The sequence below is a fragment of the Mycolicibacterium tusciae genome (genome assembly GCF_002086795.1).
GTDB classification, from domain to species: domain Bacteria; phylum Actinomycetota; class Actinomycetes; order Mycobacteriales; family Mycobacteriaceae; genus Mycobacterium; species Mycobacterium tusciae.
The window spans coordinates 1-23,387 of sequence record NZ_MVIM01000034.1 but is presented as its reverse complement, the minus strand read 5'-3'; the positions used below and the strand labels follow the sequence as shown (position 1 = coordinate 23,387).

Annotated in this window: 28 protein-coding genes; 14 read left to right on the top strand and 14 right to left on the bottom strand. The window is 67.0% G+C overall.

The window, feature by feature from the left end:
• The coding region (locus BST47_RS29655) for a hypothetical protein (RefSeq protein ID WP_133056262.1) at positions 1-604 on the bottom strand (604 nt) is incomplete at its 3' end.
• 384 nt (positions 605-988) lie between these two features.
• Between BST47_RS29655 and BST47_RS29650 the strand changes: the two genes are divergently transcribed.
• Positions 989-1,246: a hypothetical protein gene (locus BST47_RS29650; protein ID WP_083129320.1), complete on the top strand. Its 258-nt coding sequence runs from the start codon at positions 989-991 to the stop codon at positions 1,244-1,246.
• A 1,357-nt stretch (positions 1,247-2,603) separates the two neighbouring features.
• Here BST47_RS29650 and BST47_RS29645 read toward each other — a convergent pair.
• Entirely contained in the window at positions 2,604-2,804 is a 201-nt protein-coding gene (locus BST47_RS29645; RefSeq protein WP_083129319.1) for a toxin-antitoxin system, read from the bottom strand.
• Between the two features lie 223 nt (positions 2,805-3,027).
• Here BST47_RS29645 and BST47_RS29640 point away from each other — a divergent pair, with 223 nt between their 5' ends.
• From BST47_RS29640 to BST47_RS29610, 7 genes are read left to right on the top strand one after another with little or no spacing between them, the layout of a single operon-like run.
• The gene (locus tag BST47_RS29640) at positions 3,028-3,663 is read left to right on the top strand and encodes an AAA family ATPase (protein ID WP_083129318.1); all 636 of its coding nucleotides are present in this window, start codon (positions 3,028-3,030) and stop codon (positions 3,661-3,663) included.
• Positions 3,664-3,716: 53 nt separating this feature from the next.
• Complete coding sequence (locus BST47_RS29635) at positions 3,717-3,905, top strand: hypothetical protein (protein ID WP_107529127.1); 189 nt, start codon at positions 3,717-3,719, stop codon at positions 3,903-3,905.
• Positions 3,902-4,252, top strand: coding sequence for a hypothetical protein (locus tag BST47_RS30870; protein ID WP_165799871.1), 351 nt, complete (start codon positions 3,902-3,904; stop codon positions 4,250-4,252). The genes BST47_RS29635 and BST47_RS30870 overlap by 4 nt, the downstream gene beginning before the upstream one ends.
• Before the next feature lie 34 nt (positions 4,253-4,286).
• Positions 4,287-4,520: a hypothetical protein gene (locus BST47_RS29625; RefSeq protein ID WP_133056261.1), complete on the top strand. Its 234-nt coding sequence runs from the start codon at positions 4,287-4,289 to the stop codon at positions 4,518-4,520.
• 15 nt (positions 4,521-4,535) lie between these two features.
• Complete coding sequence (locus BST47_RS29620) at positions 4,536-5,300, top strand: hypothetical protein (RefSeq protein ID WP_083129316.1); 765 nt, start codon at positions 4,536-4,538, stop codon at positions 5,298-5,300.
• Between the two features lie 50 nt (positions 5,301-5,350).
• Positions 5,351-5,704 carry a hypothetical protein gene (locus BST47_RS29615; RefSeq protein ID WP_083129315.1) on the top strand — a complete coding sequence of 118 codons (354 nt, stop codon included), beginning with the start codon at positions 5,351-5,353 and terminating at the stop codon, positions 5,702-5,704.
• Positions 5,704-6,339: a hypothetical protein gene (locus tag BST47_RS29610; protein ID WP_083129314.1), complete on the top strand. Its 636-nt coding sequence runs from the start codon at positions 5,704-5,706 to the stop codon at positions 6,337-6,339. Before BST47_RS29615 ends, BST47_RS29610 begins: the two co-directional genes overlap by 1 nt.
• 562 nt (positions 6,340-6,901) lie before the next feature.
• Here BST47_RS29610 and BST47_RS30565 read toward each other — a convergent pair.
• A complete protein-coding gene (locus tag BST47_RS30565) occupies positions 6,902-7,522 on the bottom strand; it encodes a hypothetical protein (protein ID WP_133056260.1) in 621 nt (206 codons plus the stop codon).
• 307 nt (positions 7,523-7,829) lie between these two features.
• On the opposite strand from BST47_RS30565, the gene BST47_RS30560 reads away from it, so the two are divergent.
• A complete protein-coding gene (locus tag BST47_RS30560; protein WP_133056259.1) occupies positions 7,830-8,759 on the top strand; it encodes an EspK C-terminal domain-containing protein in 930 nt (309 codons plus the stop codon).
• A 292-nt stretch (positions 8,760-9,051) separates the two neighbouring features.
• Here the strand turns inward: BST47_RS30560 and BST47_RS29600 are convergent, their stop codons facing one another.
• The 3 genes from BST47_RS29600 to BST47_RS29590 are packed head-to-tail and all read right to left on the bottom strand — an operon-like array spanning position 9,052 to position 11,870.
• Positions 9,052-9,870 (bottom strand): AAA family ATPase, encoded by an 819-nt coding sequence (locus BST47_RS29600; RefSeq protein WP_030153515.1) that lies wholly within the window; start codon positions 9,868-9,870, stop codon positions 9,052-9,054.
• Positions 9,867-11,267, bottom strand: coding sequence for a TnsB C-terminal domain-containing protein (locus BST47_RS29595; protein WP_030153513.1), 1,401 nt, complete (start codon positions 11,265-11,267; stop codon positions 9,867-9,869). The genes BST47_RS29600 and BST47_RS29595 overlap by 4 nt, the downstream gene beginning before the upstream one ends.
• A 3-nt stretch (positions 11,268-11,270) precedes the next feature.
• Positions 11,271-11,870: a recombinase family protein gene (locus BST47_RS29590; RefSeq protein ID WP_036572654.1), complete on the bottom strand. Its 600-nt coding sequence runs from the start codon at positions 11,868-11,870 to the stop codon at positions 11,271-11,273.
• Between the two features lie 441 nt (positions 11,871-12,311).
• On the opposite strand from BST47_RS29590, the gene BST47_RS29585 reads away from it, so the two are divergent.
• The gene (locus BST47_RS29585; protein WP_165799870.1) at positions 12,312-12,905 is read left to right on the top strand and encodes a TetR/AcrR family transcriptional regulator; all 594 of its coding nucleotides are present in this window, start codon (positions 12,312-12,314) and stop codon (positions 12,903-12,905) included.
• A complete protein-coding gene (locus tag BST47_RS29580) occupies positions 12,902-13,924 on the top strand; it encodes an alcohol dehydrogenase catalytic domain-containing protein (protein ID WP_083129311.1) in 1,023 nt (340 codons plus the stop codon). The genes BST47_RS29585 and BST47_RS29580 overlap by 4 nt, the downstream gene beginning before the upstream one ends.
• A 505-nt stretch (positions 13,925-14,429) precedes the next feature.
• On the opposite strand, the gene BST47_RS29570 is transcribed toward BST47_RS29580, so the two are convergent.
• Positions 14,430-14,969, bottom strand: a complete 540-nt coding sequence (locus tag BST47_RS29570; protein WP_083129310.1) for a chlorite dismutase family protein — start codon at positions 14,967-14,969, stop codon at positions 14,430-14,432.
• A 292-nt stretch (positions 14,970-15,261) separates the two neighbouring features.
• Between BST47_RS29570 and BST47_RS29565 the strand changes: the two genes are divergently transcribed.
• Complete coding sequence (locus BST47_RS29565) at positions 15,262-16,098, top strand: methyltransferase domain-containing protein (RefSeq protein ID WP_083129309.1); 837 nt, start codon at positions 15,262-15,264, stop codon at positions 16,096-16,098.
• A 370-nt stretch (positions 16,099-16,468) separates the two neighbouring features.
• Here the strand turns inward: BST47_RS29565 and BST47_RS29560 are convergent, their stop codons facing one another.
• Positions 16,469-16,930, bottom strand: coding sequence for a hypothetical protein (locus BST47_RS29560; protein WP_083129308.1), 462 nt, complete (start codon positions 16,928-16,930; stop codon positions 16,469-16,471).
• 118 nt (positions 16,931-17,048) lie between these two features.
• Here BST47_RS29560 and BST47_RS29555 point away from each other — a divergent pair, with 118 nt between their 5' ends.
• Complete coding sequence (locus BST47_RS29555) at positions 17,049-17,780, top strand: NYN domain-containing protein (protein WP_083129307.1); 732 nt, start codon at positions 17,049-17,051, stop codon at positions 17,778-17,780.
• 180 nt (positions 17,781-17,960) lie between these two features.
• Positions 17,961-18,512: a hypothetical protein gene (locus BST47_RS29550; protein WP_083129306.1), complete on the top strand. Its 552-nt coding sequence runs from the start codon at positions 17,961-17,963 to the stop codon at positions 18,510-18,512.
• Between the two features lie 221 nt (positions 18,513-18,733).
• On the opposite strand, the gene BST47_RS29545 is transcribed toward BST47_RS29550, so the two are convergent.
• The 6 genes from BST47_RS29545 to BST47_RS29525 all read right to left on the bottom strand — a co-directional run bounded on the left by BST47_RS29545 (position 18,734) and on the right by BST47_RS29525 (position 23,246).
• On the bottom strand, positions 18,734-19,327 hold the full coding sequence (locus BST47_RS29545) for a recombinase family protein (RefSeq protein ID WP_165799869.1): 594 nt from the start codon (positions 19,325-19,327) through the stop codon (positions 18,734-18,736).
• Entirely contained in the window at positions 19,284-19,502 is a 219-nt protein-coding gene (locus BST47_RS29540) for a hypothetical protein (RefSeq protein WP_083129304.1), read from the bottom strand. The genes BST47_RS29545 and BST47_RS29540 overlap by 44 nt, the downstream gene beginning before the upstream one ends.
• Before the next feature lie 69 nt (positions 19,503-19,571).
• Positions 19,572-21,110 carry a type IV secretory system conjugative DNA transfer family protein gene (locus tag BST47_RS29535; protein WP_165799868.1) on the bottom strand — a complete coding sequence of 513 codons (1,539 nt, stop codon included), beginning with the start codon at positions 21,108-21,110 and terminating at the stop codon, positions 19,572-19,574.
• Between the two features lie 283 nt (positions 21,111-21,393).
• Positions 21,394-22,176 carry a hypothetical protein gene (locus tag BST47_RS30865; protein WP_165799867.1) on the bottom strand — a complete coding sequence of 261 codons (783 nt, stop codon included), beginning with the start codon at positions 22,174-22,176 and terminating at the stop codon, positions 21,394-21,396.
• A complete protein-coding gene (locus BST47_RS29530) occupies positions 22,173-22,505 on the bottom strand; it encodes a hypothetical protein (RefSeq protein WP_133056258.1) in 333 nt (110 codons plus the stop codon). The genes BST47_RS30865 and BST47_RS29530 overlap by 4 nt, the downstream gene beginning before the upstream one ends.
• 78 nt (positions 22,506-22,583) lie before the next feature.
• Complete coding sequence (locus BST47_RS29525; protein ID WP_083129301.1) at positions 22,584-23,246, bottom strand: relaxase/mobilization nuclease domain-containing protein; 663 nt, start codon at positions 23,244-23,246, stop codon at positions 22,584-22,586.
• Positions 23,247-23,387: the final 141 nt, after the last annotated feature.

The following is a 23,387-nucleotide window of genomic DNA, read 5'->3' as shown; positions in this document are numbered from 1 at the left end:
CGGCGGCCGCCTCGGCACGATCGGCGGCCACATCACCCGCCTGCACCAACAGCCCCGCGATACGGCCGGCAACAGTGCGCGCGTCGCGGGTCTCCTCCGCTGGCCGTCGCGCCTGGTGCTCATTGACCGTGGCCGCCACACCATCGCGCATCCACTCTCCGAAGCCCGTCCCGTACAGCCCCGCTGCATCCCTCATCGCGGCATAGAGCCGAGGGTCAAGACGAAGCTTGACCACCCGATCGCGCTTGCCCGTACACAACACCGGCTCTCTGGCCCCGCGCGGCTGGCCTTCTCCCAACCGCCGAGCTGCGGCACCCACACCGGCCGCCGCAGCGGTGATCGCCCCCGCCTCTGGACCCCGCGTGTATCGCTGGCGCACCGCGTCGTTGAGCGCCGATCCGGCGCGCGCGAGCGAGTCGACTTCCGCCCGTTTCGGTGCCGGGATCGGCAGGCGAAAGCCGGGCGCATCGAGCGCAGCCAGCGCCGCGACGAGGACCGCGCCAGCGGTCCCGCCTTCTCCCCCGCGCCAGTGGGCGGCCACCGGCTGCCACAACTTCACCGTCGGACACCCCGTCAGGGGGCCCGACTCCATCGCGGTTTTCACGCTGACCAGCGTACACACGACCTCTGTCGTGTAGCGGCATTTATGCCGCCCCGCGAAGCGGGCAAGGGCAAAATGGAAATCGGCGCAGCCGGTTTATGTTTTGCATACCTTGCTACGTAGTGAGAGGGGACGGCCCTGAGGTTGTTGACAGGGATAGTCCGTCCCCTCTCACGGAGTGGAAGGAACGGCCCGCTAGAAGCGGCACGGACGGGGGTTGTCGAATGTGCGAGCGCCAGCGAGTACGAGGCACCCCCGGCAGGGCCGCCCGCGGGCCGTTCCGCCTGGGAGCGCTGCGCCGCTCCCGCACACCGCCAGGTGTGCATCCGGCGCGCACGAAGTGCGCGACCGCCTACGCAGCAGGACCGGCGGCTACCATCGGCAGCCATGACCGAGCCGGACCGTGAACGCATCGAAGCGGCATTGTCGGAGCTACGCACCGAGGCCACCGCCGCCCTCGACCGACTCACCGACCACCGCGACCGAGCAGCGCAGCTGCGCGCCGCAGCGGACAACGAGCTGCGCGCCTACGCCGCCGAGTACCGCAGCATCCGAGCCCGCGGATTCTTCACCGCTGCCCAACTCCGAGAACTTGGTTTCACCGCTCCACGGACGCGACAACGGCGCGCCAAGCGAACCCCGTAGCGCCCGCGCGTTATCGCCCTGGCGGTGCGGCTCATGTGCACCCTTTCGGGACGCAATGACGGTGCGGATCTCCTCCTTTGCGGCCGCTATCCGTTCACGCTGCGCGGCCGTCAACGGCCGCACTTGATCGCCTGCGGAACCCTGTCCCTTGTCCAGGCCAGCAGCGGCAACGCCGCTGCTTTTCGGTGGACCCTCGGTTCGCCAGTTCAGCCGCTTAAGGCGGTGCGCCAAGAACGCGCCAGGCCGCTCCACATGGTCCGGCCAGGACCAACCGCGGGCGCGCATATCGGCGTTGAGAGCGTCTGTGATCGCCCTAGCCGTCCAGGTCTCAGGATTGATCCCGGCGGCTGTGATCGCATCACACACCGCGCCGATATGACCGCGGTCTAAGCCGTGCGTTCGGGAAACCAGAGCGGCCGCCAACCGCTGGAGGGCCAGCGGCCGCGCCACGGTGCGCCAAGGACGCGCCATCGGTGCCCGCGAAGCGGTGGTTTTTGAGGGAATGTCGAAATTTTCGGCGCGCTTCGGCGCGCTTGGTGAGTCTTTACCAACTGGGGTTAACCGCCTATCCCTACGGGATGGCGGTAGGTGGAAACCGTGCACAGGCGCCGCTGACTTTCGGGGCACCAAGTGATAGACCGAGGGCCGCCGGCCAACCCGCGGGGTACCCGGTGAGCCGTGGCCACGCTGTGCCTCTACGGCCCATCCCGCGGTCCTCAGTAGCCGCCAAGCCGCCGTCACGGTCCGCACGTCACAACCCACCCGATCGGCGATTGTGGCGCGCGTGACGGCCACGTGGCGGCCGGTCGCGTGGTCGGCGTGCTCAGCCATGACCGTTGCGATGGCCAGCACTGTGGCGGCGGTGATGGACACCCGCGCCGACTCCCTGGCGTCCGTGAAGCCTGGCGAATGCGCCCACTCCGAAAGTGCCGTGAGCCAACCCGCACGGCTGGTCCACATCGGCGCGCGTGGCGCAGCCGCGCCAGCCTGCTCCACCCACCCGCGCCACCGCTTGGCGCGCGCAGCACGCTCCACAGCGGCCGCGCCAGCGCTCTCCGCGTCCGCGGAGAACACCGCATTGAGTTGCGGCGAGGAAGTCGCCCGAGGGGCGACGAGAATGTCACGATTTGCGCACCCACTGCGCGCCGCATCTAGCCGCGCTTCAGGGCGTGCGCTACCGTGAGACGAGTCCACCAAGACACGTCCCTTTCGGGGCACCGGGTGCGGACCCAGACCTGAGTTGGCCCTCAGGTCGAAACCTCAGACAAGGCCCCCTTCGGGGGGCCTTCGTCGTGTCAGCAGATGATCCACACCGCTATTGATTTGTCACATGTGGCCCGGGCGTCGGGCCGCGGTGCTACATCGCCAGCGGCAACCCCTCTCGCCTTTCGAGCTCGCGCACCAAGTCAGCCCGGCCCACGTGCTGGGCGAGGACATCGGCCGCGTACTGCGACATGGACATGCCCAGCGCCGCAGCGCGGGCACGTATCTCCTCATAGACGGGCAGGACTGGGCGACACATGATCTGCGCCCGATCCCCCTTGTGCGGTTGAGCCATAACACCCACCGTTACCTACGTATCTGATAACGCCGAGACGACACGCCGATCTTGACGAGAGTGTCTTAACGTAGAGTTCCGTATCTCAGTAACTACGGAGATACGGAATTGCGTATTTACGGAAAATACTCTGGCGGGTTGAGCCCCCGTCATGCAATGATTTGCGTAGTTACTGAAATTTGTAGATCAGTAAGTCCGTATCTACTGAATCGGAGTTGACTCAGTGTCCCCAGTTCTGACCATCGTCGTCGCCAACCTCAAAGGCGGCTCAACTAAGACCACCACCGCGGCGTTTGTCTTGCACGCGCTGGCCGAAAGTGGGCTCTCCGTCCTGGGCGTCGACTCAGACGGTGAAAACGAGTCACTGCTGTCCTGGTCGGAGTCGGGGGAGTGGAACATTCCGGTGATCGGGATGCCGGTGACGGACCTTCATCGCAAGCTGCCCGGCGTCACGGGTGACCGTTACGACGCCGTGGTGATCGACACTCCCCCGATGAAGGAGAGGCGCGGCGTGGTCGCCTCGGCCATCCGACTGTCGACTCACGTCCTGGTGCCCATGGCCCCCACCGGAATGGAGTACGCACGGGTTCCCGCAATCCGCGAGCTGGTCGAGGACGCGGCCGCCCTGGCGGCCGGTGACCCGCCGCAACTGGCGGTCGTGCTCACCCGAACGGTATCCAATGCCGCCAGCACCGACGTGTACCGGCAGATGCTCGCGGATGACGGTGTGCGTGTTCTGGGGCCAACCGTGGGCCGTCTGGAGCGCTACGCGCAGGCGTTCGGGTTGCCGATCGTGAACGCAGCCGCAACCGCCTATGGCGACATTGCCGCCGATCTTCTCGGCGTAATCTCTGAGTAACTACTGATATACTGAGTTACTGAGATAGTCATTCACCAGGAGGTATCGCGCTGATGAGCACGGACCAATTCAAGGATCTGCATGTGGCCGGATATCTGGAAGCCCATGAGCGTGTCGCCAGCGGCGACGCCTCCGATCCTGCCGATGCCGACTTGTGGTGTCCTGGCGACTTAGCTGGACCGGACCGGGCTGAATGGCTCGGCGGGTTTCGCTCCCACTTCGAGCCAAGGACCAACCAATGAGCACCGCCGCCGACAAGATCAAGGCGAACGCTGAACGACTGCGGCAGAAAACGCCGGCCAAATCGCTCACCAACCAAGAGGAGGCCGCGCCCGAACCACCGCCGTCGACCGCTCCTGTCCCCGCTTCGGCGGCGGCAGTCGTACGTCAGAAGAACGTGCGGCGCACCGTGGACCTCACCCCGACTGCTCATCGTGCGCTCGACGGGTGGCAAAGCACGGTGGCCGAACGGCTGGGGCTGGCCCGCGTCACGGGACAGGAAGTCTTGGCCGCGCTCGTTGATCGCCTGCTCAGTGATGACGAGCTAGCCGAGCAAGTCACCCAGGCCATCGCTGCAAATCGCGATTAGACCAGATGTCGCACAACGGAGGGACAATCAGATGATGAAGAACGCACCACGAATCGCGGCGGTGCTGCTCACCGTCGTGACCGGCCTAGCCGTCGCGCCAGTCGCCGCCGCCGAGCCTGCGCAGCCTCCCGCACCGATCGACTGCGGACCATATGGGGGCGTGAGCGAAGCTCTGGAAGCCGTCGCCGACCACGTGTCACCGCCACTTGGTACGGACAGGCCACTGGACCCCGGTTTTCGCGTTGGTCCGCCGCAACGTTGCCAGTAGCCAGATAGGGCAGTCATGAGTGACCCTGACGATTTCGGCGCGGAGCCGGGCAGCGAGCTGCGCGGCACGTTCGACGCACAGTGGCGGCGCTATCAGGCGCAGGTTGCCGAATTGCAGGCCAACCAAAAACAGTGGCGAGCGTCCTGGCAGCACTACCAAACCACTGGCTCGGTTTGGGGAATTGTGTTGAGCAACGCCCGTTCTGGGTTCCTGGCCGCCGACTGGCGTAGCGGGTTGCACCCTGCGGCGCACTACGCCGCTGGCTTCCCGCAGCCCACGGACCCGGCGCTGCTCGACGCGGACGCCCTGGCCCTCTACGAGGTGGCCACCGCGCCGCCCTCGGCGTGGGAGCCGAACGCGACTGGCGGCGACTGGCGGCGAGCGCTCACCGCGTGGCGTGACGCAGCCCAAGACCTACAGCGACACCAGTTCCGCACCAAAAGGTGGCTGTCCGATTTCACCATTCCCGCTGGCGACCGGCCGAACGCGGCGCGCCTGGATTCCGTGCTGGAGGCGCGTGCCCTCGACGCGATCGAGGCGTCTTACCGCGCTGGATTGGCAGCGGGTGGCGATCATCAGGACTGGCGTGGCTGGTATCGGACCAGGATCGAGGAAACCTGGTCTAGCGCAGACGATTCCGACTATCAGTTGTACTACTCGGTCGATCGAGTCCTGACGCAAATCGACGGTGCGCAGCCGGTCGTGACCGGGGGGGATCTCATCACCATTCAAGAGCACTTACCGGAGTACTGGCAGGGCACCCGCAGCGCGCCAATCTAGCTCGCTGAGCACTTACGTGGTGTCACTCACCGCGAGGGAGGATCAACGTTATGAGCAACGACCGGATGCAAATTCAGCCCGACGCCTTGGCCGCAGCGGCGGCCAGCTCGACGGCCACGGAGGCCGCCAGGTCACCCGTAACTATCCCTTCCCCGCCGCCCGCGTCGGCGGGCTCTCCTGTGGATGCGTCGGCCGTTGGGGTCGCCGCGTCCATTCAGGGGCTCCTGGCCGCTCGTGACGCCGCCGATATCACCGCAGTGTCCAAGCAGACGGCGGCGCTCAATGAGTCGCCGCCCGAGCTTGTGCACCAGGACCAGACGAACGCCGACAACATGACCGCAGCGGGGGAGAGGTTCACGATGCCCACGGTCATGCCGCCTGGCGGCAAGGTCTGGACCGTCTGATGACTGACCCGGCCGCGCCGCCCGTTCATCCCACCTGGCCGCCGCCCGCGCCGTATCCGGCAGCTCCCCGGCCGCCGCGGCGACGCTGGGCGGCCACGGTGGCCACCGCCGCGATGTGTGCAGCACTGGCCGCCATCGCCGCCACTGTCATCACCGCCAACGTCGTCCGCAGCGAAGAACCCAGCGCGCCGACACCCGCGCCCACGGTCACCGTGACAGCGCAACCACTCGCGCCCTCTACCGCGCCGCCGCGACCGGCCGCCGAGGCCAACCGCGCCACGTGCCAAGCATGGCTGTCGGCAGGAACCCTCATCCGTGCCGCGGGAGATGCGCAGTCGGTGATCCCCGAGGGCATGACCATCCTGGACCCCGCTGTGCAAAGCACTCCGGCGTGGAGAGCGGGAGTCATCAAGGCTGGTGATCTGTACGGCCAGGCGGCCGAAACCCTCGAGGCCGGTATAGCGGCGGGCACGGCTCCAGTGCTTGAGCAGACCGCTCGCTCGGCAGTTGAGGCGCTGCGTGCCCTTTCCACCGCCACGACGGCGTTTGACGAAGCCAGCGGCAACGGTTTCGGTCTGGTGAAGAGCGTTGCAAACGCAACGGACGTACTGTGCGAACGGCTCGCGCCGCGATGAGCGCTGTTGGCGGGGGCGATATCCCGCGGCCGACCTCACCGCATGCGGACGTGATCCTCGGAACGTTGTGGCCTCTGCAATCCGAGTCTTCGTGGCACGCATTCGCGGCCGCGATAGACGCCGAGGCTACCCGGCTTTTCTCGGAAGACGGTGTGCAGCAAGATATTTTGCGTCTAGTTGCCTCTGACCAGGCAGGCGAATTCATCACTGCGGCGATTCGAGTGGTGCAGAGCAGTATTGGTGCGCTAGAGGACCGGTACGGAGCATATGCCGCCGCCGGGCGGGTCGCCGAAGGTGTCGCATCGCGCATCTGGGCGGTCAAGCTCAGAATGGCGGAAAGTGTGGACGCGGCCGAAACCGCGATCACGGCCGCCAAGAATGAGTTGGAGCCGCAGATTGATGCGGCGCTGTCAGCGCTTGACGCGGTGCGCGCGAGCGCGCTCACCGCCGAGCTGGAGGGCCGGATCGCCGCGGCCATTACCAAAGCGCAGAGCGAGGTCGTAGCCGAAGCCGCTTCCGGTGCTGCCGAGGTTGCCGCTCTAGATGCGAAGGTTTCGGGCGGTCAGAGCGGTAGCGAACCGGCCACTGCGGGCGGCGCAGAACCGATGTCGTGGGGGACTCTCCCGGCCGCGCCAGCGTTGCCGCTTCCCGCAGACACCAGTGGTGTCCAACCCGCCGGGTACGAAACGTTCAAAGAGGGCACCGACGCACTGAGTGACCGCATGCCCGAGACCCGCCCAGCGGAAGACCCGACGCTGTCCCAAGCGGCGCAGGACTCCAACCGATTCCCTGACGAAGTCACGCCGCGCGAAGCGGCGAACCGAGATGTCGCGATCGAGAAGACAAGCACACCGGGGGGAACGCCGATGTCGCCCACGTCCTCGGCACCGTCCATGGGTGGGGCCTCGTCGGCATCCAGTAGCCCGGCCTCTGTGTTGGGGTCGATGACACAGCCGATGTCCTCGGCCTCTTCGGCGGCGTCTCCTACGTCCGCTTCGTCGGGCTCGGCACCCTCATCAGGGGTGCCAGGCTCGACTACGCCTGCACCGCAGACAGGTAATGGTGCGGGGATCTCGGGCGCGGGCCGCGGTGTCCCCGGCGCCAGCCTGGGGACCGGGATTGCGGAGTCGTCCGCGCGGATGGCCACCGGCGCGATATCTGCAACGTCCAGTGCAGTGGGCACCGCAGGAAATGTTGGCGCGCAGGTAGCGCACGGCGCAGCCAGTGCCGTTGTGCCGCCCCCGGCAGCAGGTCCGCCCGCTGGCCCGAACGGAACCGTAGCGCCCCCTGCGGCCGCGCCAATGCCGATGATCCCGCCCACGACGGCCCCGCCCGCAGTGGCCGGCGGATTCTCACCCGCTGCACCAGCAGGGGCGGCCAATGCCGGTCCGGCGATACCAGGCAGCTCTCAGCCGGGGCCAGTCGCGGCGGCCAATCTCGGCGCGACCGCGGGCGGTCCTGGCGCTAACCCCACGCCGGTCATGATGCCGATGTCGCAGGTTCGGACGATCGGGCTCGACGGCGCAACCGGCGACGTGCTTATCGGCCAGGCCGCCGACGCCGCACGGTCGATCGTGGAGACGATGATCGCTCAGACCCGCCGCGCCGGATACGGCTCGTCGCAGGGCTTCTTGTGGGCGGTGACGGTGATAGCCGAACGCACCGGAGGGGTCACGGCGTGGCTGGCCACCAGTGAAGGGCCGTCCTACATCCCGCGCGGTGTGCGAGTTCCCGACGATGTGCGCCTGGCCGTCACCGACGAGGTTGTCGGGCGACAGCTTTGGGACGCCGCCGCGGCCGCGGGCGGCGCTGATCCGTTGGAGGTCTTGGCGCGTCACGCCGAGCTGCGCGACACCGCCGCACCGGGCTTAAGGGTGCTCGCGTTCGCCGCCTCGGTGCCAATGGCCCGAGTGATGGACTGGGCCGCCGTGGTGGGCGCGCGGCCGGTCAGCGTGGACCCTCGGACAATCGACCCGGCACCGGCTCACGGTGACGAAGGGCAACACCGCTGCGCGGTGGCCATGCCGTGGGAATGGCAGCAGGCCATAGCGTTCAGTGAGCAGCAGCGGCTGCAGGTGGCCGTACGGCACATGCTGATGGCGGCCAGCGCTGGGCACCTCAACGCCCCTGCGTGCGAACGGGTCATGGATGCCTTTGAGCGCGGCGTACCGATCACTGATTCCGAGTGGGCCGACGTGCGACAAGCCTTCGCCGTGGCTTGCGTCAACTACGAGATGGCGAGATCCGGTGTGACCAATGGCGGTGGGGCCACCCCTGTGGAGTGGGCTTTCCGGACCGCCCGCGCCGCCGAGGTCGTGTGGTGTCTACGCGACTTCCGCTCGGCCGAAGGTTGCGCGGACCTGCTGTATGCGTCGCGGCTGGCGGGCGCGCCGCTCAACCCGGCCGTCGCCGTGGCATGAATCGAAGGAGGACCGTAATGCGAGAAAAAAATTGCACCCGGTGCGGACACGGCTACACCCCTGTGCGCCGTCTGCCACGGCCCTGGCGGAACTTCGGCCCAGCGGCGTTGTTGTGCCCGACCTGCGATGTGGCACAGCTGGAGGCGGCCGCCGCAGCCTACGCGCGGGCCGCCGCCGCGCGGCGTGTCTAAATCGGTCGGTATTGCGACACGTTCGACGGATTCGATCGACGTGCAGCGTGTGGCGTGTGCCGATAAGTGGCGGGGTTCTATCGGTGGTGTGTGGCGGCCAGTCAGCTGACGCCGATGACAAGGGTGCTGGCGGCGGCTTCGATGACGTCGTTGGTGATGGTGTGGAGTTCGTTGATCTTCAGGACGCGCTCGATCTGGGGGAAGAGTCGTTCCAGGAGTCGGAAGTTACCTCGGGTGATCCGGGCGATGGCGGCGATGGCTTGGGCGTCGGTGAAGTCCTCTGGGTCGAGGGTCTTGGCGAGGGCGCGCCAATGCCGTTGCAGGACGAAGAGCAGTTCCTCTTTGCCCAGGGGCCGGTACTGGTGGGCGAAGCCGACGCGGCTGTAGAACTGGGGGTAGTGGCTGAACTGCTTCTCCAGACCGGGCATGCCGATCAGGATGAGGGCGATGTTGTCGCGGTCGTAGCGGTCTCGCAGCAGTTCCAGTGCGGTGGGGCGGAGGCGTTCGGACTCATCGACGATGACCAGCTCCACGTAGTTCCTGCTGTGGCGCCACCCGCGCGTCTCTGGCGTGACCTGCCCGGCCGGCGCGAGGTGCTGCTCGATGCAGATGTTGGTGCGGGTGATGACCTGGTCGAGTTCGTCCTTCAAGGCTCGTGGGGTGGTCAGCACGCTGGGGGTGTAGAGCACGGTGCGGCTCTTGGCCAGCGCAGCGTAGACCTGCGCGTCACTGTCGGAGCGCGGTCCCCAGTAGGTCAGCAGGTCGTGGACCTTGTCCCAGCGGGCGTAGCGGCGCGCCGAGAGCGTCTTGCCCACGCCGGCTGGTCCGAAGCACAGGCCGATGGTGTGCCCGCGTCGCACGGCGTCGGCGAACTCGGTGAAGCGGCGGTGTTCTTTGGTCACGATGAAGCGCTGACTCACCTCAGGTCCTCTCTGTAGACCTTCAAGTTCCGCCGTGTCGCCGATGGCGGCGCCTGGGTCGCTGGTGGCGTTTCGGTGGTGTGGGTGGCCACGACGGCGATCCGCTCGTTGATGCCCTCCCGCAACGCCCGGCGACGGGCGTTGCGGGCTGCCTGGACCTCCTTGAGACTGACCTTCTGGTCGTGGTGGTCTTGGTTGATGGCCTTGCAGACGAACTCCTCGTGGTCGAACACGCGGACCTCGGTGATGTCCCTGGGGTCGTAGCGGATCACCACCGACCGGCCGACATAGCCGGCCAAGGTGGGCGAGATGTAGCGCAGGCCCTGGAAGTGGATGCCATCGCGGCGCACGACCCTGGTCTGGGCGACGGTGAGCAGGAGCCCGTCGAGGTCTTCCAGGCTCTCGGGCATTCGCGGCAGCCAGCCCTCAGCGATCCACGCAGCGCGCGGGGAGGTGCCGAGTTCGCTGTGAGCTCGGTCGTTGTAGGTGATTACGAACTCTTCCAGCGCAGCGTCAAGTTCAGCCAGGGACAGCTTCGGCGTTGGCCATGGGTGACCCTCGGCGATGTACCCAGGTAGACCAGCCAGCAGCTCGGTGTTCACGGTCCCGAAGAACCTCTCCACCTTGCCGCGACCCTGCGGGCGCGCGACGGCAGAGTGGATGAGCCGGATATGCAAGTCCACGGCTGTGCCGGTGAGTTGGTTGCTGATGAAGTCGCTGCCGTGATCGACGTAGAGCACATCGGGCAGGCCGCACATCGGCCAGGCGAGGTCGGTCTTGTGCCAGATCGCCTGGCGCAGCGCCAGCGCGGTGTTCATCGCCGAGGGCGCACCGAGGAACACGGTGTAGCCGCAGATAGCGCGCGAGCAGTCATCGATGATCGTCGTCAGCCACGGCCGGGCGGGCTTGCCGTCGGTGCCCACCACGAGGACATCGAGCAGGGTGTGATCGGCCTGCCACATCGCGTTCGGCCGCTCGGCCTGTCGGCGCAGCGCGATCTCGTACTTGTCTCGGTAGGACGTCGGCCCTTCCAGGGCCAGGGTGACCATGCCCGGATCGAGGTCGGCGATGATCGCGCGCACGACGCCATAAGAGGGCACGGGCCATCCCTGCTCCTCGCAGATGGTGCTGACCTTGCGGTGGATGGTGATGATCGCCGGCCGAGGCTTCCTCAACGCCAGCCCTTCGACCAACGACACGAGCTCGGCGGGCAGGCGGCGGCTGCCGGCATCAGCACGCTGCCGCCTATCGAGGCTTGCGTATCCCTCGGTGCGGTAGCGGGCGTGCCACCGCTCCAGCGTGCGCAGCCCGATCCCGGTGTCACGGGCCAGGGCGGCGAGCGAGATCTGGTCCTCGACGTGAAGCCTGAGGATCTCCCAGCGCCCGGCCGCGTCCATGACCTACACGGCGCTTCTCGACTGTCGTGGTTCGACCACTGGGACACTTTGGCGGTTGAGCACGCGGTAGATGGTGGCGCGGCTGACGCCCAAGACCGCACCGATCTGCGCCACCGTCATCTCCTTCTGCTGATACATCCGACGCGCCGCCTTGACCTGGTCCGGCGACAGTGCGGGCGGTCGCCCGCCTTTGCGGCCACGGGCCCGGGCAGCGGCCAGTCCTGCGTTGGTGCGCTCACGGATCAGGTCACGCTCGAACTCGGCCAGCGCGGCGAAGACGTGGAACACCAGCCGCCCGCCCGAGGAGGTCGTGTCGATCGTCTCCTGCAAGGAGCGGAACCCCACGCCCTGCTCGGACAGGACCTGCAGCTGGTCGATGAGATGCCTGATCGAGCGACCCAACCGGTCCAGCCGCCACACCACCAGCGTGTCCCCCGGGCGCAGCTGGTCCATCAGCTTCTCCAGCTCGGGCCGGTGATCCAGGGAGCCAGAGATCGTGTCGACGAAGACCCGATAACACCCGGCCGCAGTCAGCGCATCGATCTGCAGCGCAGCGTCCTGATCAGTCGTCGACACACGCGCATAACCCAGCAGATGCCCCATGATGCTGACTGTAGCGATACTCATCCAGCACGGGAAGTATCGAGCCATAGAATCCGGCACTGAGTTTCGCTACAGACGGCATCGGCCGAGAACCGCGAAGCGTCAAGCATCCTGAAGAGGGCGACGATCCCTCGTCGCGGCTGTAGCGGAATCGTTCGTTTACGGGACGACAGGCCGTCCCATATGACGCACCGTCACCGGACAACCCTTCTCGGGCGGTCTTGCGAACATTCGGGCGTGGGTTTCCGCCGATGACCTGCACCGCCTCCGCAACGGGTTCCGCTTATGGGATGGACGGGCCGGTACCGACTTCTGGCGCTCGGCGCGCCAATTCATCACGACAGCCGTCGCTCGGATGAGCAGCCGTCTCACATATGTGGTTGATGGAAGGTGGTGCCGAACCGTTGACTTTTGACCGGGACGTCCGTCCAAGATAGATACGTGCCAAAGCTTGTAGATGTCGCTGAGCGACGTGACGAGATCGTGAGTGCCGTGCTTGCCGTGCTCGACGATCGGGGCGTCGACGGACTGACTGTCCGCGGGGTGGCGCAGCAGGCGGGAGTGTCCGCAGGTCTGCTGCACCACTACTTCCCCGGCGGGAAGACTGAGCTCCTACACGCAGCGGTCTCCACCGCGGTCGAGCGCGGGGTGCACCGGATGCTCGCCGTGCTGGACCAAAACTCGGGCCTCGAAGCTGTGCGCTCCGTCGCGTTGGAACTGTTGCCCGTCGTCCCCGAACGGCGGCTGGAGTGGTCGGCATGGGTGGCCTTGTGGGGACAGATCCTCACGACTGAGCAGGCACTGGCTGAACAACGAGAGCGCCTCGACAACTGGCGCTCATTGCTGGCAACACTGCTTGAGCAGGCCGTCAATACTGGCGAGCTCGCCGCGGAGCTGGACACAGTTGACACAGCACTACGACTGGCTGCTCTCCTGGACGGACTGGGCCTGCACGCCATGATCGCACCAGACTTGCTGACGCCAGCTCGGCTTGCCGGGCATGTCGACGCCTTCCTCGATTCGCTCCGGCCATGACAGCCACGCGGGTAGTCATCCGACAACACGGCGGCGCCGACACGCTCGTTGCGCAGCAGATCCCGCTTCCCTGCCCAGCAGCTGGCGAGGTTCTCATCGAGGTAGAAGCCGCGGGTGTTGCCTACGCCGACGTTCTCATGCGCCGAGGGATCTACCCCGAGACGCCTCGGCTGCCGTTCACGCCCGGGTACGACGTCGTCGGCCGGGTCCTCGAGGTCGGATCCGCTGTGGCGACGCTCCAGCCCGGAGACCGTGTCGCCGCCCTGACTGTGACCGGCGGATACAGCACCCACGTCCTTGCCACCACTGACCTGACGGTCCCCGTGCCGGAGGAGCTGGCAGCAGCGGAGGTGACGGCGCTGGTGCTCAACTACGTGACGGCCTACCAACTGCTGAACCGCGTTGCCCAGGTCACCCCGGGAGCGGCGGTCTTGGTGTACGGGGCGGCCGGCGGAGTCGGCACCGCACTTCTCGAACTCGCCGCCATCCAAGGGATCCGGGCGATCGGGATCGCATCAGGTCAGCGCACAGAAGCGATCAGCGCACGTCAAGCGAGAGCGATCGACAGGTGTCGGGGAGACGTAGTCGCCCAAGTGCTGCAGCACGAGCCCGCTGGGGTCTCAGCGACGTTCGATCCGGTCGGAGGACCGCACCTCAGGAGTTCGCGCCGAGTCACCGCGCCAAAAGGCATCGTTGTGAGCTACGGGATGTCCTTCGCCGTGGACAATGGGCTGGGCAGGCTGCCCGCTCTGCTGCGGCACGCATTCGCGTTAGCACGCGCCAAGACGACCCCTGGCCCGTCCGTGCGGCTCTATGTCATCGCCGGTCGGCGGGGCAAGGCGACAAGGCGCCCCGATCACTTCCGAGCGGACCTGTCCCATCTGATTGGCCTGCTGCAACGCGGTGACCTGGCCCCCGAGGTCACCGCCCTGCCGCTAACGCACGCGGCAGATGCCCACCGAGCACTGGAGGCAGGCGCAGTCACCGGGAAACTCATACTCACACCGCAGGGTCCGTAGGGATCGAGGGACGGGCATCCCGTGACCTCAAGGCCACCGCCGCCGAGGCCGCGACATCCGTGACCGACGCGCTGTTCCGCCGCGGCGATTGAAAAGATCGCGCAGGCCGCGCCGCTCGGGTTTGATACGCAGAGGGATCGGCTTATGGTGGAGTGGGCGAGCCCGAGGAACTGGCACCGAAGGGCCACCGGCGCCAAGAACCTGCCAGTGCTGGAGATCGCCGACCGGGACACGGTTCCCTTCCCGGGTTTCGACCGCGTGCGGCTGACGCACCACGAGCTGCGGGAGAGGGCGGAACCTGTCAACGCCGAGCGTTCCTTCCGCCGGATCAAGGGATACAAGCAGATGCCGCAGCTGGTCGAAGCCTCCACCGGCACGCTCACCTCGACACGGCCTCGCACACCGAAACTGTCCGAGCCGCCGCAAAGAGTTCAGACGGGATCGTCACCCAAGTGCCACGAGACTCGACACATCTCCACGGCCGATGTGGCTCCCAATAACGCAACTACCGCGACAGTCGGATGTCGATCTCTCGTGCAATGAAGGTCCACTCCGGCGTCTTGCGCAGTCGATGAACCAGGTCCTCGAAGGCATCCGAGTCCTCAGGCCGATACTCGAACCACGTCAGGAAGTCGAACTCAGCGCCCAGATCCCGACCGTGATGCAGCCGCCGTGCGATCGCGGGCAGATACTCCAGACCGACAGCGATGTGATGCGAGCTCTCCTCCAAGATCTCCCGGCGTGCATCCTGAGCAAGCTGCCACCATGCATCTGACTTCGTGATCGGAATCAGGGCCGCGCGCGTGGCTGGCGCTCGTCCCAGCGGCTCCTGCCGCGCCGCGAGTGAAACCGCCTCGTCCTGACGGGTATAACGGAGGTTGCTCGTGACTCCACGCAGGATCCAGGTGGGCGTGCCGGCGAGGTCCTCCTTCCCCTCCACCACTTCCAGACGTGGAACGGCAGGAAGCGCGCGCCCGACGACAGCGGCGACCCGCTCCACCTGCCACGCTCCAGTAGGACCTCCGACGAAAGCCACAGACAGCATTGCGCCATGCTACAGCCACCGCGAGGGCCATCGCTATGCCGACTGGCGCGCCGCGCTGTCGGAGGTTCAGGGCATCTATCTCATCGCTGACTCCTCCAACGGGAAGCAGTACGTCGGTAAGGCCGATGGAGGCGAACGCATCCTGGGGCGGTGGACAGGTAGCTGATTGCCACGCGGAGCGTGACCAGTGCGCGATCCCTATCCGGCGATGGATGCCGCGAGTGACGTATCAACGTGCGGCCGACGTCGTCTACCGCCCTCTGTCCGCACCACTCCGGTCTAACCTTCGTCGGTGAGTACTGACGACGTCTACCCGCTGGGCTACCAGCGGGTGGACGCATCCCCAGACCCGGGAGTCTTGCTCGCGGGCATGATTGCCAACGCCGGCTGGAGCGCGACTGTCGACCTCCGGGCATGGGAGCGCGACCACCTGCGGCTGACCACGGGGGATCGGCTCCTCGACGTCGGCTGCGGTCTCGGCGACGCGGCCCGCGCGCTCGCGGACGACCTGGGACCAACCGGTGAGGTCATCGGCCTCGACGCCAGCGCAGCCATGCTCGACGCAGCCCGATTGAGCTGGGACGCCGCCTGCCCGGCGCGCTTCGCGGTCGGCGACGCGCAGGCCCTCGACGTACCGTCCGGGTCGTTCGATGTCGCCCGCAGCGAACGTGTCCTCCAGTGGCTCCCCGACCCGCAGGCAGCCGTCACTGAGCTGGCGCGGGTGCTGCGATCGGGTGGACGGCTCTCGCTCATCGACACCGACTGGGGGTCACTCCGGCTCGACGTCGGCGCCGACGACCTCGCCGACGCCGTGCGGCGGACCGTGGGCGTCGAGCGCGCCCGACCCTCCCGCATCGGCCGTCGTCTCCCCGACCTGGCCCGCGCGGCCGGCTTCCGCGAGATCGTCTCGACGCAGGCGACCCAGGTCTGGTCGAGCTGGGACCCCGACTCGTCCCCCGCGCCCGACGGCTGCTTCTCGATGCGCGAGCTCGCCCAGGACGTCATCGACGCAGGCGAGCTCGACGCGAATGAACTCGACCGGTTCGTCACCACCGCCCACGACGCCGCCCGCCAGGGACGATTCACCATGTCGCTAACGATGCACGCTGTCGCAGCAGCTCGCGTGTAGCCGGACAAACCGCGGGACGGCACGGCGTCGATGGACGACGTCGCGCAAGTCACCACCGGTCGTCCCGCAGGGGATCGGCACGCGGAACCCGTCACAGAGGGATCGGCACGCGGAGCGTGTCACAGAGGCATCGACCCACGGGACGATTCGCCCGATCATCAGGGAACTCACGAAGCGGCGACAGAACCCCGCCACATAACGGCCAAGGCCACATGCAGCGATACAACCCGCGTGTGTCCCATAACCGTGTGTCTGAACCGCCCAGCCGGTACGGGGAGATTTGACACACGTGGGGCTCCCGCCCGACCCCTGCGGGCTCGGTTGGGCTCGATCGATATTGCGGCTAGCGCGGTTCCCTGTTGTGAGGGGTCTAACCGCCGCACGGTTTCAGTGCAGCGGCAGATACGGATTCGTTGGTGTCCGGGGTGCGAGTGGCGATTTCGAGGCCGCCGCGGTAGATGAAGCCGGATTTGCCCGGAGCCCACGAGACGGAGGTATACGAATCCGAAGCGTAGACGGCTCGGCTCGTTTCCTGGCAAATGGCGGTGACACGAGTTCCGGGGGTCAGTGTCCAGATCCGAGCGCCAGACCACTCACTCGCGCTTCCCGGCCCGGCGTAGACAGGGGTCTCCTTGGTGATGTTCCCCGCGAGATTCGTGGCCGTTCCGTACGGGGGGAAGAACGGCTTCGGAAAGGCCGCGGTTTCTGCCAAGTTGTCGACGGCCTGCGTTGCGCCACAGGCCGAAACGATGAGCGACACCGCAGCAGCGGCGGCCATCAACGGCAGTGATCGAGATGGCGGACGGGTGATCAATTGGAGTGACTTCGTCATGGGCATAAAGTCTGACGCCTGAGTGCGACACCTGGTCGAATTGCTCAGCGGCTGTTGCTGGGTGAGACAATTCCGCTGGTCAGGGCACCGTGCACGCACACCCGTTAGCGTTCTGCCCATGCGAGTGGGTGTGTACATCGACGGATTCAATCTCTACTACGGCGGCCGCGGGCTGTGCGGGAAAGGCACGGTGGGCTGGCGTTGGCTCGACGTGCGCGCCTTGGCGGCCCGCGTGGTCGCCGGTCACTCGACCTGGACCGGAGCCACCATTGAGCGGGTGGTCTACTGCACGGCGGTCATTTCCGGCGCGGACAACCCGGTGGGCAACCGTGAGCAGGACGCTTATTTGCGGGCTCTGCGGCGCTCCCAGACGGCCGACCGCATCGAGCTGGGCAACTACGTGCACCGCGTGGCGCGGGCTCCTCTGGCCACTCCTGACCGCAACGGCCGCCCGGTCCTGGTGCACCCTGGCGGGCCGGTGATGGTCAAGGACGCTGCCGGTCAGGACGACCCTGGCGCGGTGTTCATGGCGTCGGTGGCCCGGCGCGAGGAGAAAGGCTCGGACGTGAACGTTGCGGCGCATTTGCTGCTTGACGTGCTCGAACAGCGCATCGACGCGGCCGTGATGATCAGCAACGACAGTGACCTGCAGTTCCCGGTGCAGACCGCGCGCGATCGCGTCCCGGTCGGGACCGTGAACCCAACTCGCAGCCACACCGCGGGCAAGCTGCGTGGCTCACCTGCGGACGGGGTTGGTAATCACTGGTGGTACCAACTCGCCGCGGCCGACTTTCAGGCCTGCCAACTGTCCGACCCGGCCGGGGGTGTGTCCAAGCCGGGGCCGTGGTGACAAACCCGACAGGGGAGGGGAATTGCGCCCGCGCAAGGCGCGTTGCATAATTGCGTCATACCACCCGCCCCTACTGGGGGCGGGTTTTTTCATGCCCGCACCCTTGGGCGGTGCTAATCGTCGGCGGCTGCCGATAGCATGTCTGCATCGACATTCCCGCAGGTAGGAGGATGATCCATCGTGTCACAACCGCAGTTGCAAGCCGGACATTGGTACCTCGTCCACGCTGAGGACGGCCACGGCTCCATCCGGGCCTATATGGCCGATGGCGGGTGGTACCCCGCCCACCCCGCGCCCACGACCGTCGTATGCGAAATGAGCCGCACCCAGCACCCCGACAACGTCGAACTTGGCGAAGACGGCGAGGACTTCACGGTCACCGGCTGGGATCAACTCGTCATCGAGCACCAATACCCCCCGGCGGCGGCTGAGCCGCGGCTGGCCCGCGCAATTCGCGCATCGGCGGAACGACTGTGCATCGCTTCGGGAAAGGATTGGGATCCGGCCTGGACCTGGGACCAGGACACCGAGCCCGAGATCACCACGAACCGGCACGTCGCGTTCCTGATGATCGCGTGCGATCTGGTCAGACAGGCCGGTGGCGACCATCCCGTCGTCCGTGACTGGGATGACGTAGTGGCTGCCCTCGGGCCGCCTGAGGGCATCTTTCGGCCGCGTCGATGGCCTACCGAGCCAGTTCCGGGCTCGGTGCCCCTTCCTCACGCGTCGTAGTAGCTGTCAAACCGCTCCGATCCGACGTTCGTGACCTGCGGCCACGTCGTGACCCACCTGCTGCCCTTCCCCGATATAGGCCAGTGTCCGCGCTTGAGCGGGTGTGCTGTCAAGGCCGAAGCCGCCGCGGCGGTCGGCCGAAGGCCGAGCCTTGACAGCACACCCGCCCGCGGCAGAATCCAAGATCGGGGGAGGAGCCGAGCCGGAAAAGGCCGGCTGAATTACGGCACCAGTGCCCGGTAGACGCTTGACCGTGAAATACCAAGCGAGCGAGAGATATTCGTTCGTGACGTGCCTGCCTGATCGAGCTTGCGCACCGCCTCGACGGTCTCGGCGGACAGTTTCGGACGGCCTGGCACTCGTCCGGCCGCCCTGGCGGCCGCCACCCCTGCCGTCGACCGCTCGACCGCTAGCGCCCTCTCGAACTGGGCGACGGCGGCGAACACGTGGAACACCAGGCGGCCGCCTGCGGTGGTGGTGTCGATCGCTTCCGTCAAGGAGCGGAACTCGACGCCTCGGGCGTCCAGGTCCTCGACGACGCGCAGCAGATGGGGCAGGGATCGGCCGAGCCGGTCAAGTCGCCAAACCATCAGCACGTCGCCGGGCCGCGCGTAGTCCAGTAGCGCCGCCAATTCGGGGCGGTCGTCCCTTCCTCCCGACATCTGTTCTGTCCAAATACGTTCCGCACCAGCTGAGTTCAATGCTTGCACTTGCATGTCGACACTCTGGTGCGCGGTGGAGACGCGCGCATAACCGAGGATCGTCACAAGACTAGAACCGGTGCCCGCATTGCAAACACTGCAACGTCTCGCCATCCTCTGTCGCGCCGACGCACTGGCAAGCTGGGCAGCGCATGGGCTGCGCGAGGCCGTCAGCAACGGCAGTTAATCGAGCCTGATTTGCCTTGTACTGACGGAAACCCTCGGCGGCCGCCTCGGGCGTCTCGTAGTCGTCGGCGTACCGCTCCAGCCATGCATCCCGTTCGGTCATAGTGGCTCATCCTCCCTGTGGGGTAAGACATTTCGGACCCAACCGAGCCCGCAGGGGTCGGGCGGGAGCCTAAAGACCGTACGCACTGCGCTGCTTCCACCATGGGTTGAGGGTGAGCAGCTCCCAGCCGCGTGGTGACCAGTGGAGGCCACGGCCAAGGGGAATCCCGGTGATGTCGGCATCGCTGAGTACGGGTGTGCGGGTGCTGGTGTAGGAGTAGCCAGGTTCGGATCGGCTGGTGCCGCCGCGGCGGTTGCGGGTGCGACCGGGCGCGCTGACGCTGATGGTCATCCGGTCGTAGTGCCCTGACATGGCCGATAAGAGGTCCGCGGTCTGCTTGTCGTTCATGCCGGTGAGGATCAGTTTCTCTGGAAATAGGGTCATGAAGCCCTCGGCGGCGCGGCCCCAGCGGGCGCGCGCCTGTGAGAGGTCTTGGAAGGCCACCACCAGGTGCAGGCCTTGGCCGCCCGCCTCGGAGACGATGTTGGGTAGCGGGATCGGTGCGGTGTTGGCTGCCTCATCGAGGACGAACGTCACCGGCGCATCTTGTGTCTCGCGCCCCAGGTCGACGTCCTGGCGGCGGTGATACTGCGCCAGTCGGATTGATTCCAAGAATCCGGCGATGAGCGGCGCGTAATCGCGCTGGCGATCAACGGGTGCGGTGATGTAGACGGTATCGGTACTGCGGACAAAGGCCTGGACATCGAAGTTCGGGTCGATCCCGGCGCGTAGCGCTGCGCTGGACGTGTAGATGTTCATGACGCGCGCCAGGGTGGAGGCGATCGACTCACGTTCCTTGTCGGGGACGGCGAGCATCGAATCCAGCAGGGTCGCGGCGATGTCTGCGCCGTCGATACCGTCCTCCTGGGCGACGATTAGCACGGCTTCGGCCTCGGGGCCGGTCGCGGTAGGCGACATGCACCAGCGAGCCAAGGAAGTAATGTCGCCGCCCGGCTGGGAGAGTTTGGCGGCGAACAGCAGTACCGAGAGCCATGTTTCGGCACGGTCCACCCAGTGATCACCTTCGTGGGACGCACCGGCATTTCCGCGAGCGGGGCCAGTCAGGCGCGCGGCCGCCGAGCGGGCCGCGTCCCAGCCAGTTACGTCGCAGAGCGGATTCCAGCGGAGTGCGATCACTCCGGCCGGTGGCGGCGCGCCGCCGGGATCGAACAGCCAGCACCGGCCGCGCTGCTGCCGTGCGGCCATGGTTGCGGCCAGCACTTCGGCCTTCATGGAGGTGCTGACGCACGCGGCAGGGGCGAAGGCCACAGACGGCATGATGACGCCCTGCGTCTTGCCAGACTCGGGCGGTCCGATCACCAGGGCGGCACCGCGCGCAGAGGCCGTGACCGGCTGGCCTCGATCGTTGACGCCAAAGTACCCGCCGGGGCGGGCTGGGAGTTTGCTTGTCTCCGATGAGCCTCGTCGTTCTGTAGTGAAAAGTGTTGCACCAAACCTTTTTTCATTTTTTGAACCGTGGCCGGCGGCCGGTACGCGTGATTTGCTGCGCTGTCGGTACTGAACGTAACGCGGCCACCCGTAATACCCGATCAGGTACGCGGTCGCGGGTATCCCCCACGCCGCCGCCAACGCGGCGAGGGTGGCCACCCCGAACAGAGCCCACCGCCCGGAGGCCAACCGCAAGTCCCGCCGACGTTCACCCGCGCCAACTCCTGCCGCCGCCACCGACATCACGGCGATGACTAGCCAGGCTGATTGTCCGTCCGCGCTTTGGCCGGTCGTAGTACGGATGAGCAGCGGGGCGGCGAGCACGGACCCCGCGGCGATGGCCCACCAATACCCGCCGGTTTTCCCGAGCTGCACACCGCCAGGCAACTTGGGGTTGTGCGACGGCCCCCACGCTCGTTGATTTCCCATCAGGACGCCCCCCTCATGACAGCGCTGCCAGACCGGTAACCCGTTTCCGCATCGGGTCATAACGCCACTCGTAGCCGGGCCATCCGAGTTCGTAGGCGTAGTGGCCCAGGGCGGCAAGTTCACTAGGAGCGTGCTGCCAGCCCGGCCCGCAGGTTGCCTCGATCTTGGCCGGATATTCGCCACCGTGCTCGTCATCGACTCGCCAGCCGCGGGCTCGGACACGACCGGGGCCAGGGTGCCCGTGTCCGAGCACCTGGTCTGCGCGCCCGGCGAATGTGGTGGCCAGGCGGTAGCGGCGGCCCACCGTAGCCGTCCGCCGCCAAGCGGCCGCAGCAAGGACCGCCGCCGCTAGGACCGCCAGCCAGAGCCGCCCCGGCACAAAAAACAGCGCGACGGCCAATCCGGCGGCCGCCGCGACCGCCGCGACTGCGGCCGCCGGTATCGGGGGCACCTCATCGGTTCCGCCGCGCCGCCACCACCGCACCCACGCCGCCACCGCGCCCACACCCACGATCAACCCGAGTAACCCCGTAGTCACGACCGCCAACGCCACCCAACCGCTTGCAGTGAGATGCCACCCAGCCGCGGGCCGCCAGTCCGTTATCACTTCGGGCCGGAACGGGTCGCCGTGAAACGGAGTGCGGTTCGCCTCGGTGAGGCCATAGGGCGTCAGCGCCGCCAGCACCGCGAACCGATTGGTCCATGCAACGAACCCCACCATCAGGGCCGCAGCCCCGGCCGCGGCCGTGATGATCAGCCGGTCGTCCTCGTCGGTGTCGTCGTCGGTGGTATTCATCGTTCGTACCCGCCGCGCTGATTCTGCTCGCGGGTCTGACGACGTTGCTCGTCGCGCCGCGCAGCCTCCGCCCGAGCGGCCGTGACGGCCGGTCGCTCTTCGACGGGTCCGGCCGGTAGCGGCCGTTCCCCAGGGCGGAACCGCCGTAGTTTGATCAAAGCGTTGCCGTCCTCATCGTGTCCCTGCACTCGGACAAAGCCCCAGGCCCCGGCACCGCCCTCATTCTCTGTAGCGTGCTCGATCGCGCTATCGAGCCGCGCCGACCACTCGGAATCAGAGAGCAGGACTCGCCCCTTGGCGTCGCGTGGCACTGCGACTTTGAAGGTCATTTCATCGTCCATCGTTGGGTGTCCCTTCATCTCCACGAACGGGCTTCTGACGCTAACGCGATGTAGAGACACCGCGGGTTATCGCTCACGGCCACCGCGTTCCTGAGCGTCACGTGCTCGCCGCTGCTGGCGCTGCTGCTCGCGGCGCTTTGCTTCTTCTCGAGCGGCCGCCATCCGGTCATCGCGGGTCGGCTGTTCCCGTTCGGGTCGCCGCGTCTGCGGAGCACGCTCCGCGGACGGCCGTTGCGCGGCTCTGTTGCGCTTCGCGCCGCGCTCCAGTCGGGTCAACTCGTAATCGCGCTCAATGCCGTCACTGATGCGCCCGAAGCGGCGGTAATCGTGGCTTTCCGACAGCAGGCGGCCGTCATGGCCACGTTGCAACAAGGTGATGTGAATGTGGCGCGGGTCGTGGCGCACTGCCTCCCAGGCGAAGCCATCAGCATTGCCGGTGAACTCTCCCACCACCCGCGACGCAATGGTGGACCAATCGCGATCGGACAGCACCCGGTCCTCTGGCGCGGCCGCGACCGCCAACCGGATCACGCGGCCTCGCTTGCCTGACACGTTGTCCCCGTCGTCGCGGATCTTGGTCTGCATGGTGCGCGCCCTGGCGCGCCAATCCCGACCGGCAACGGTGCCCGCGACACGTCGGGGGTTGTGGTGCTCCATCGCCCGCCCCGGCCCGTAGTCGTAGGCCAATGCCTTGCCTGCGTGCACGCCGCGCGTGCGCTTGATGATCACCGCCGCGACCCCCAACGGCTCAGCCTGGCCGCAGCGTCGGCCAGGGCCTCGTCGGCGGCCGCGACGGCGGCCGCCTCGGCACGATCGGCGGCCACATCACCCGCCTGCACCAACAGCCCCGCGATACGGCCGGCAACAGTG

What these genes read in the sequence shown, in the direction of transcription:
- BST47_RS29560 (WP_083129308.1), bottom strand. Translation starts at nt 16,930, where the DNA reads ATGACGAAGTCACTCCAATTGATCACCCGTCCGCCATCTCGATCACTG.
- BST47_RS30865 (WP_165799867.1), bottom strand. Translation starts at nt 22,176, where the DNA reads ATGAATACCACCGACGACGACACCGACGAGGACGACCGGCTGATCATC.
- BST47_RS29635 (WP_107529127.1), top strand. Translation starts at nt 3,717, where the DNA reads ATGAGCACGGACCAATTCAAGGATCTGCATGTGGCCGGATATCTGGAA.
- BST47_RS29595 (WP_030153513.1), bottom strand. Translation starts at nt 11,267, where the DNA reads ATGGACGCGGCCGGGCGCTGGGAGATCCTCAGGCTTCACGTCGAGGAC.
- BST47_RS29620 (WP_083129316.1), top strand. Translation starts at nt 4,536, where the DNA reads ATGAGTGACCCTGACGATTTCGGCGCGGAGCCGGGCAGCGAGCTGCGC.
- BST47_RS29530 (WP_133056258.1), bottom strand. Translation starts at nt 22,505, where the DNA reads ATGACCTTCAAAGTCGCAGTGCCACGCGACGCCAAGGGGCGAGTCCTG.
- BST47_RS29570 (WP_083129310.1), bottom strand. Translation starts at nt 14,969, where the DNA reads ATGCTGTCTGTGGCTTTCGTCGGAGGTCCTACTGGAGCGTGGCAGGTG.
- BST47_RS30560 (WP_133056259.1), top strand. Translation starts at nt 7,830, where the DNA reads ATGTCGCAGGTTCGGACGATCGGGCTCGACGGCGCAACCGGCGACGTG.
- BST47_RS29625 (WP_133056261.1), top strand. Translation starts at nt 4,287, where the DNA reads ATGAAGAACGCACCACGAATCGCGGCGGTGCTGCTCACCGTCGTGACC.
- BST47_RS29580 (WP_083129311.1), top strand. Translation starts at nt 12,902, where the DNA reads ATGACAGCCACGCGGGTAGTCATCCGACAACACGGCGGCGCCGACACG.
- BST47_RS29615 (WP_083129315.1), top strand. Translation starts at nt 5,351, where the DNA reads ATGAGCAACGACCGGATGCAAATTCAGCCCGACGCCTTGGCCGCAGCG.
- BST47_RS29645 (WP_083129319.1), bottom strand. Translation starts at nt 2,804, where the DNA reads ATGGCTCAACCGCACAAGGGGGATCGGGCGCAGATCATGTGTCGCCCA.
- BST47_RS29545 (WP_165799869.1), bottom strand. Translation starts at nt 19,327, where the DNA reads ATGGCGAGACGTTGCAGTGTTTGCAATGCGGGCACCGGTTCTAGTCTT.
- BST47_RS29555 (WP_083129307.1), top strand. Translation starts at nt 17,049, where the DNA reads ATGCGAGTGGGTGTGTACATCGACGGATTCAATCTCTACTACGGCGGC.
- BST47_RS29610 (WP_083129314.1), top strand. Translation starts at nt 5,704, where the DNA reads ATGACTGACCCGGCCGCGCCGCCCGTTCATCCCACCTGGCCGCCGCCC.
- BST47_RS29540 (WP_083129304.1), bottom strand. Translation starts at nt 19,502, where the DNA reads ATGACCGAACGGGATGCATGGCTGGAGCGGTACGCCGACGACTACGAG.
- BST47_RS29650 (WP_083129320.1), top strand. Translation starts at nt 989, where the DNA reads ATGACCGAGCCGGACCGTGAACGCATCGAAGCGGCATTGTCGGAGCTA.
- BST47_RS30870 (WP_165799871.1), top strand. Translation starts at nt 3,902, where the DNA reads ATGAGCACCGCCGCCGACAAGATCAAGGCGAACGCTGAACGACTGCGG.
- BST47_RS29590 (WP_036572654.1), bottom strand. Translation starts at nt 11,870, where the DNA reads ATGGGGCATCTGCTGGGTTATGCGCGTGTGTCGACGACTGATCAGGAC.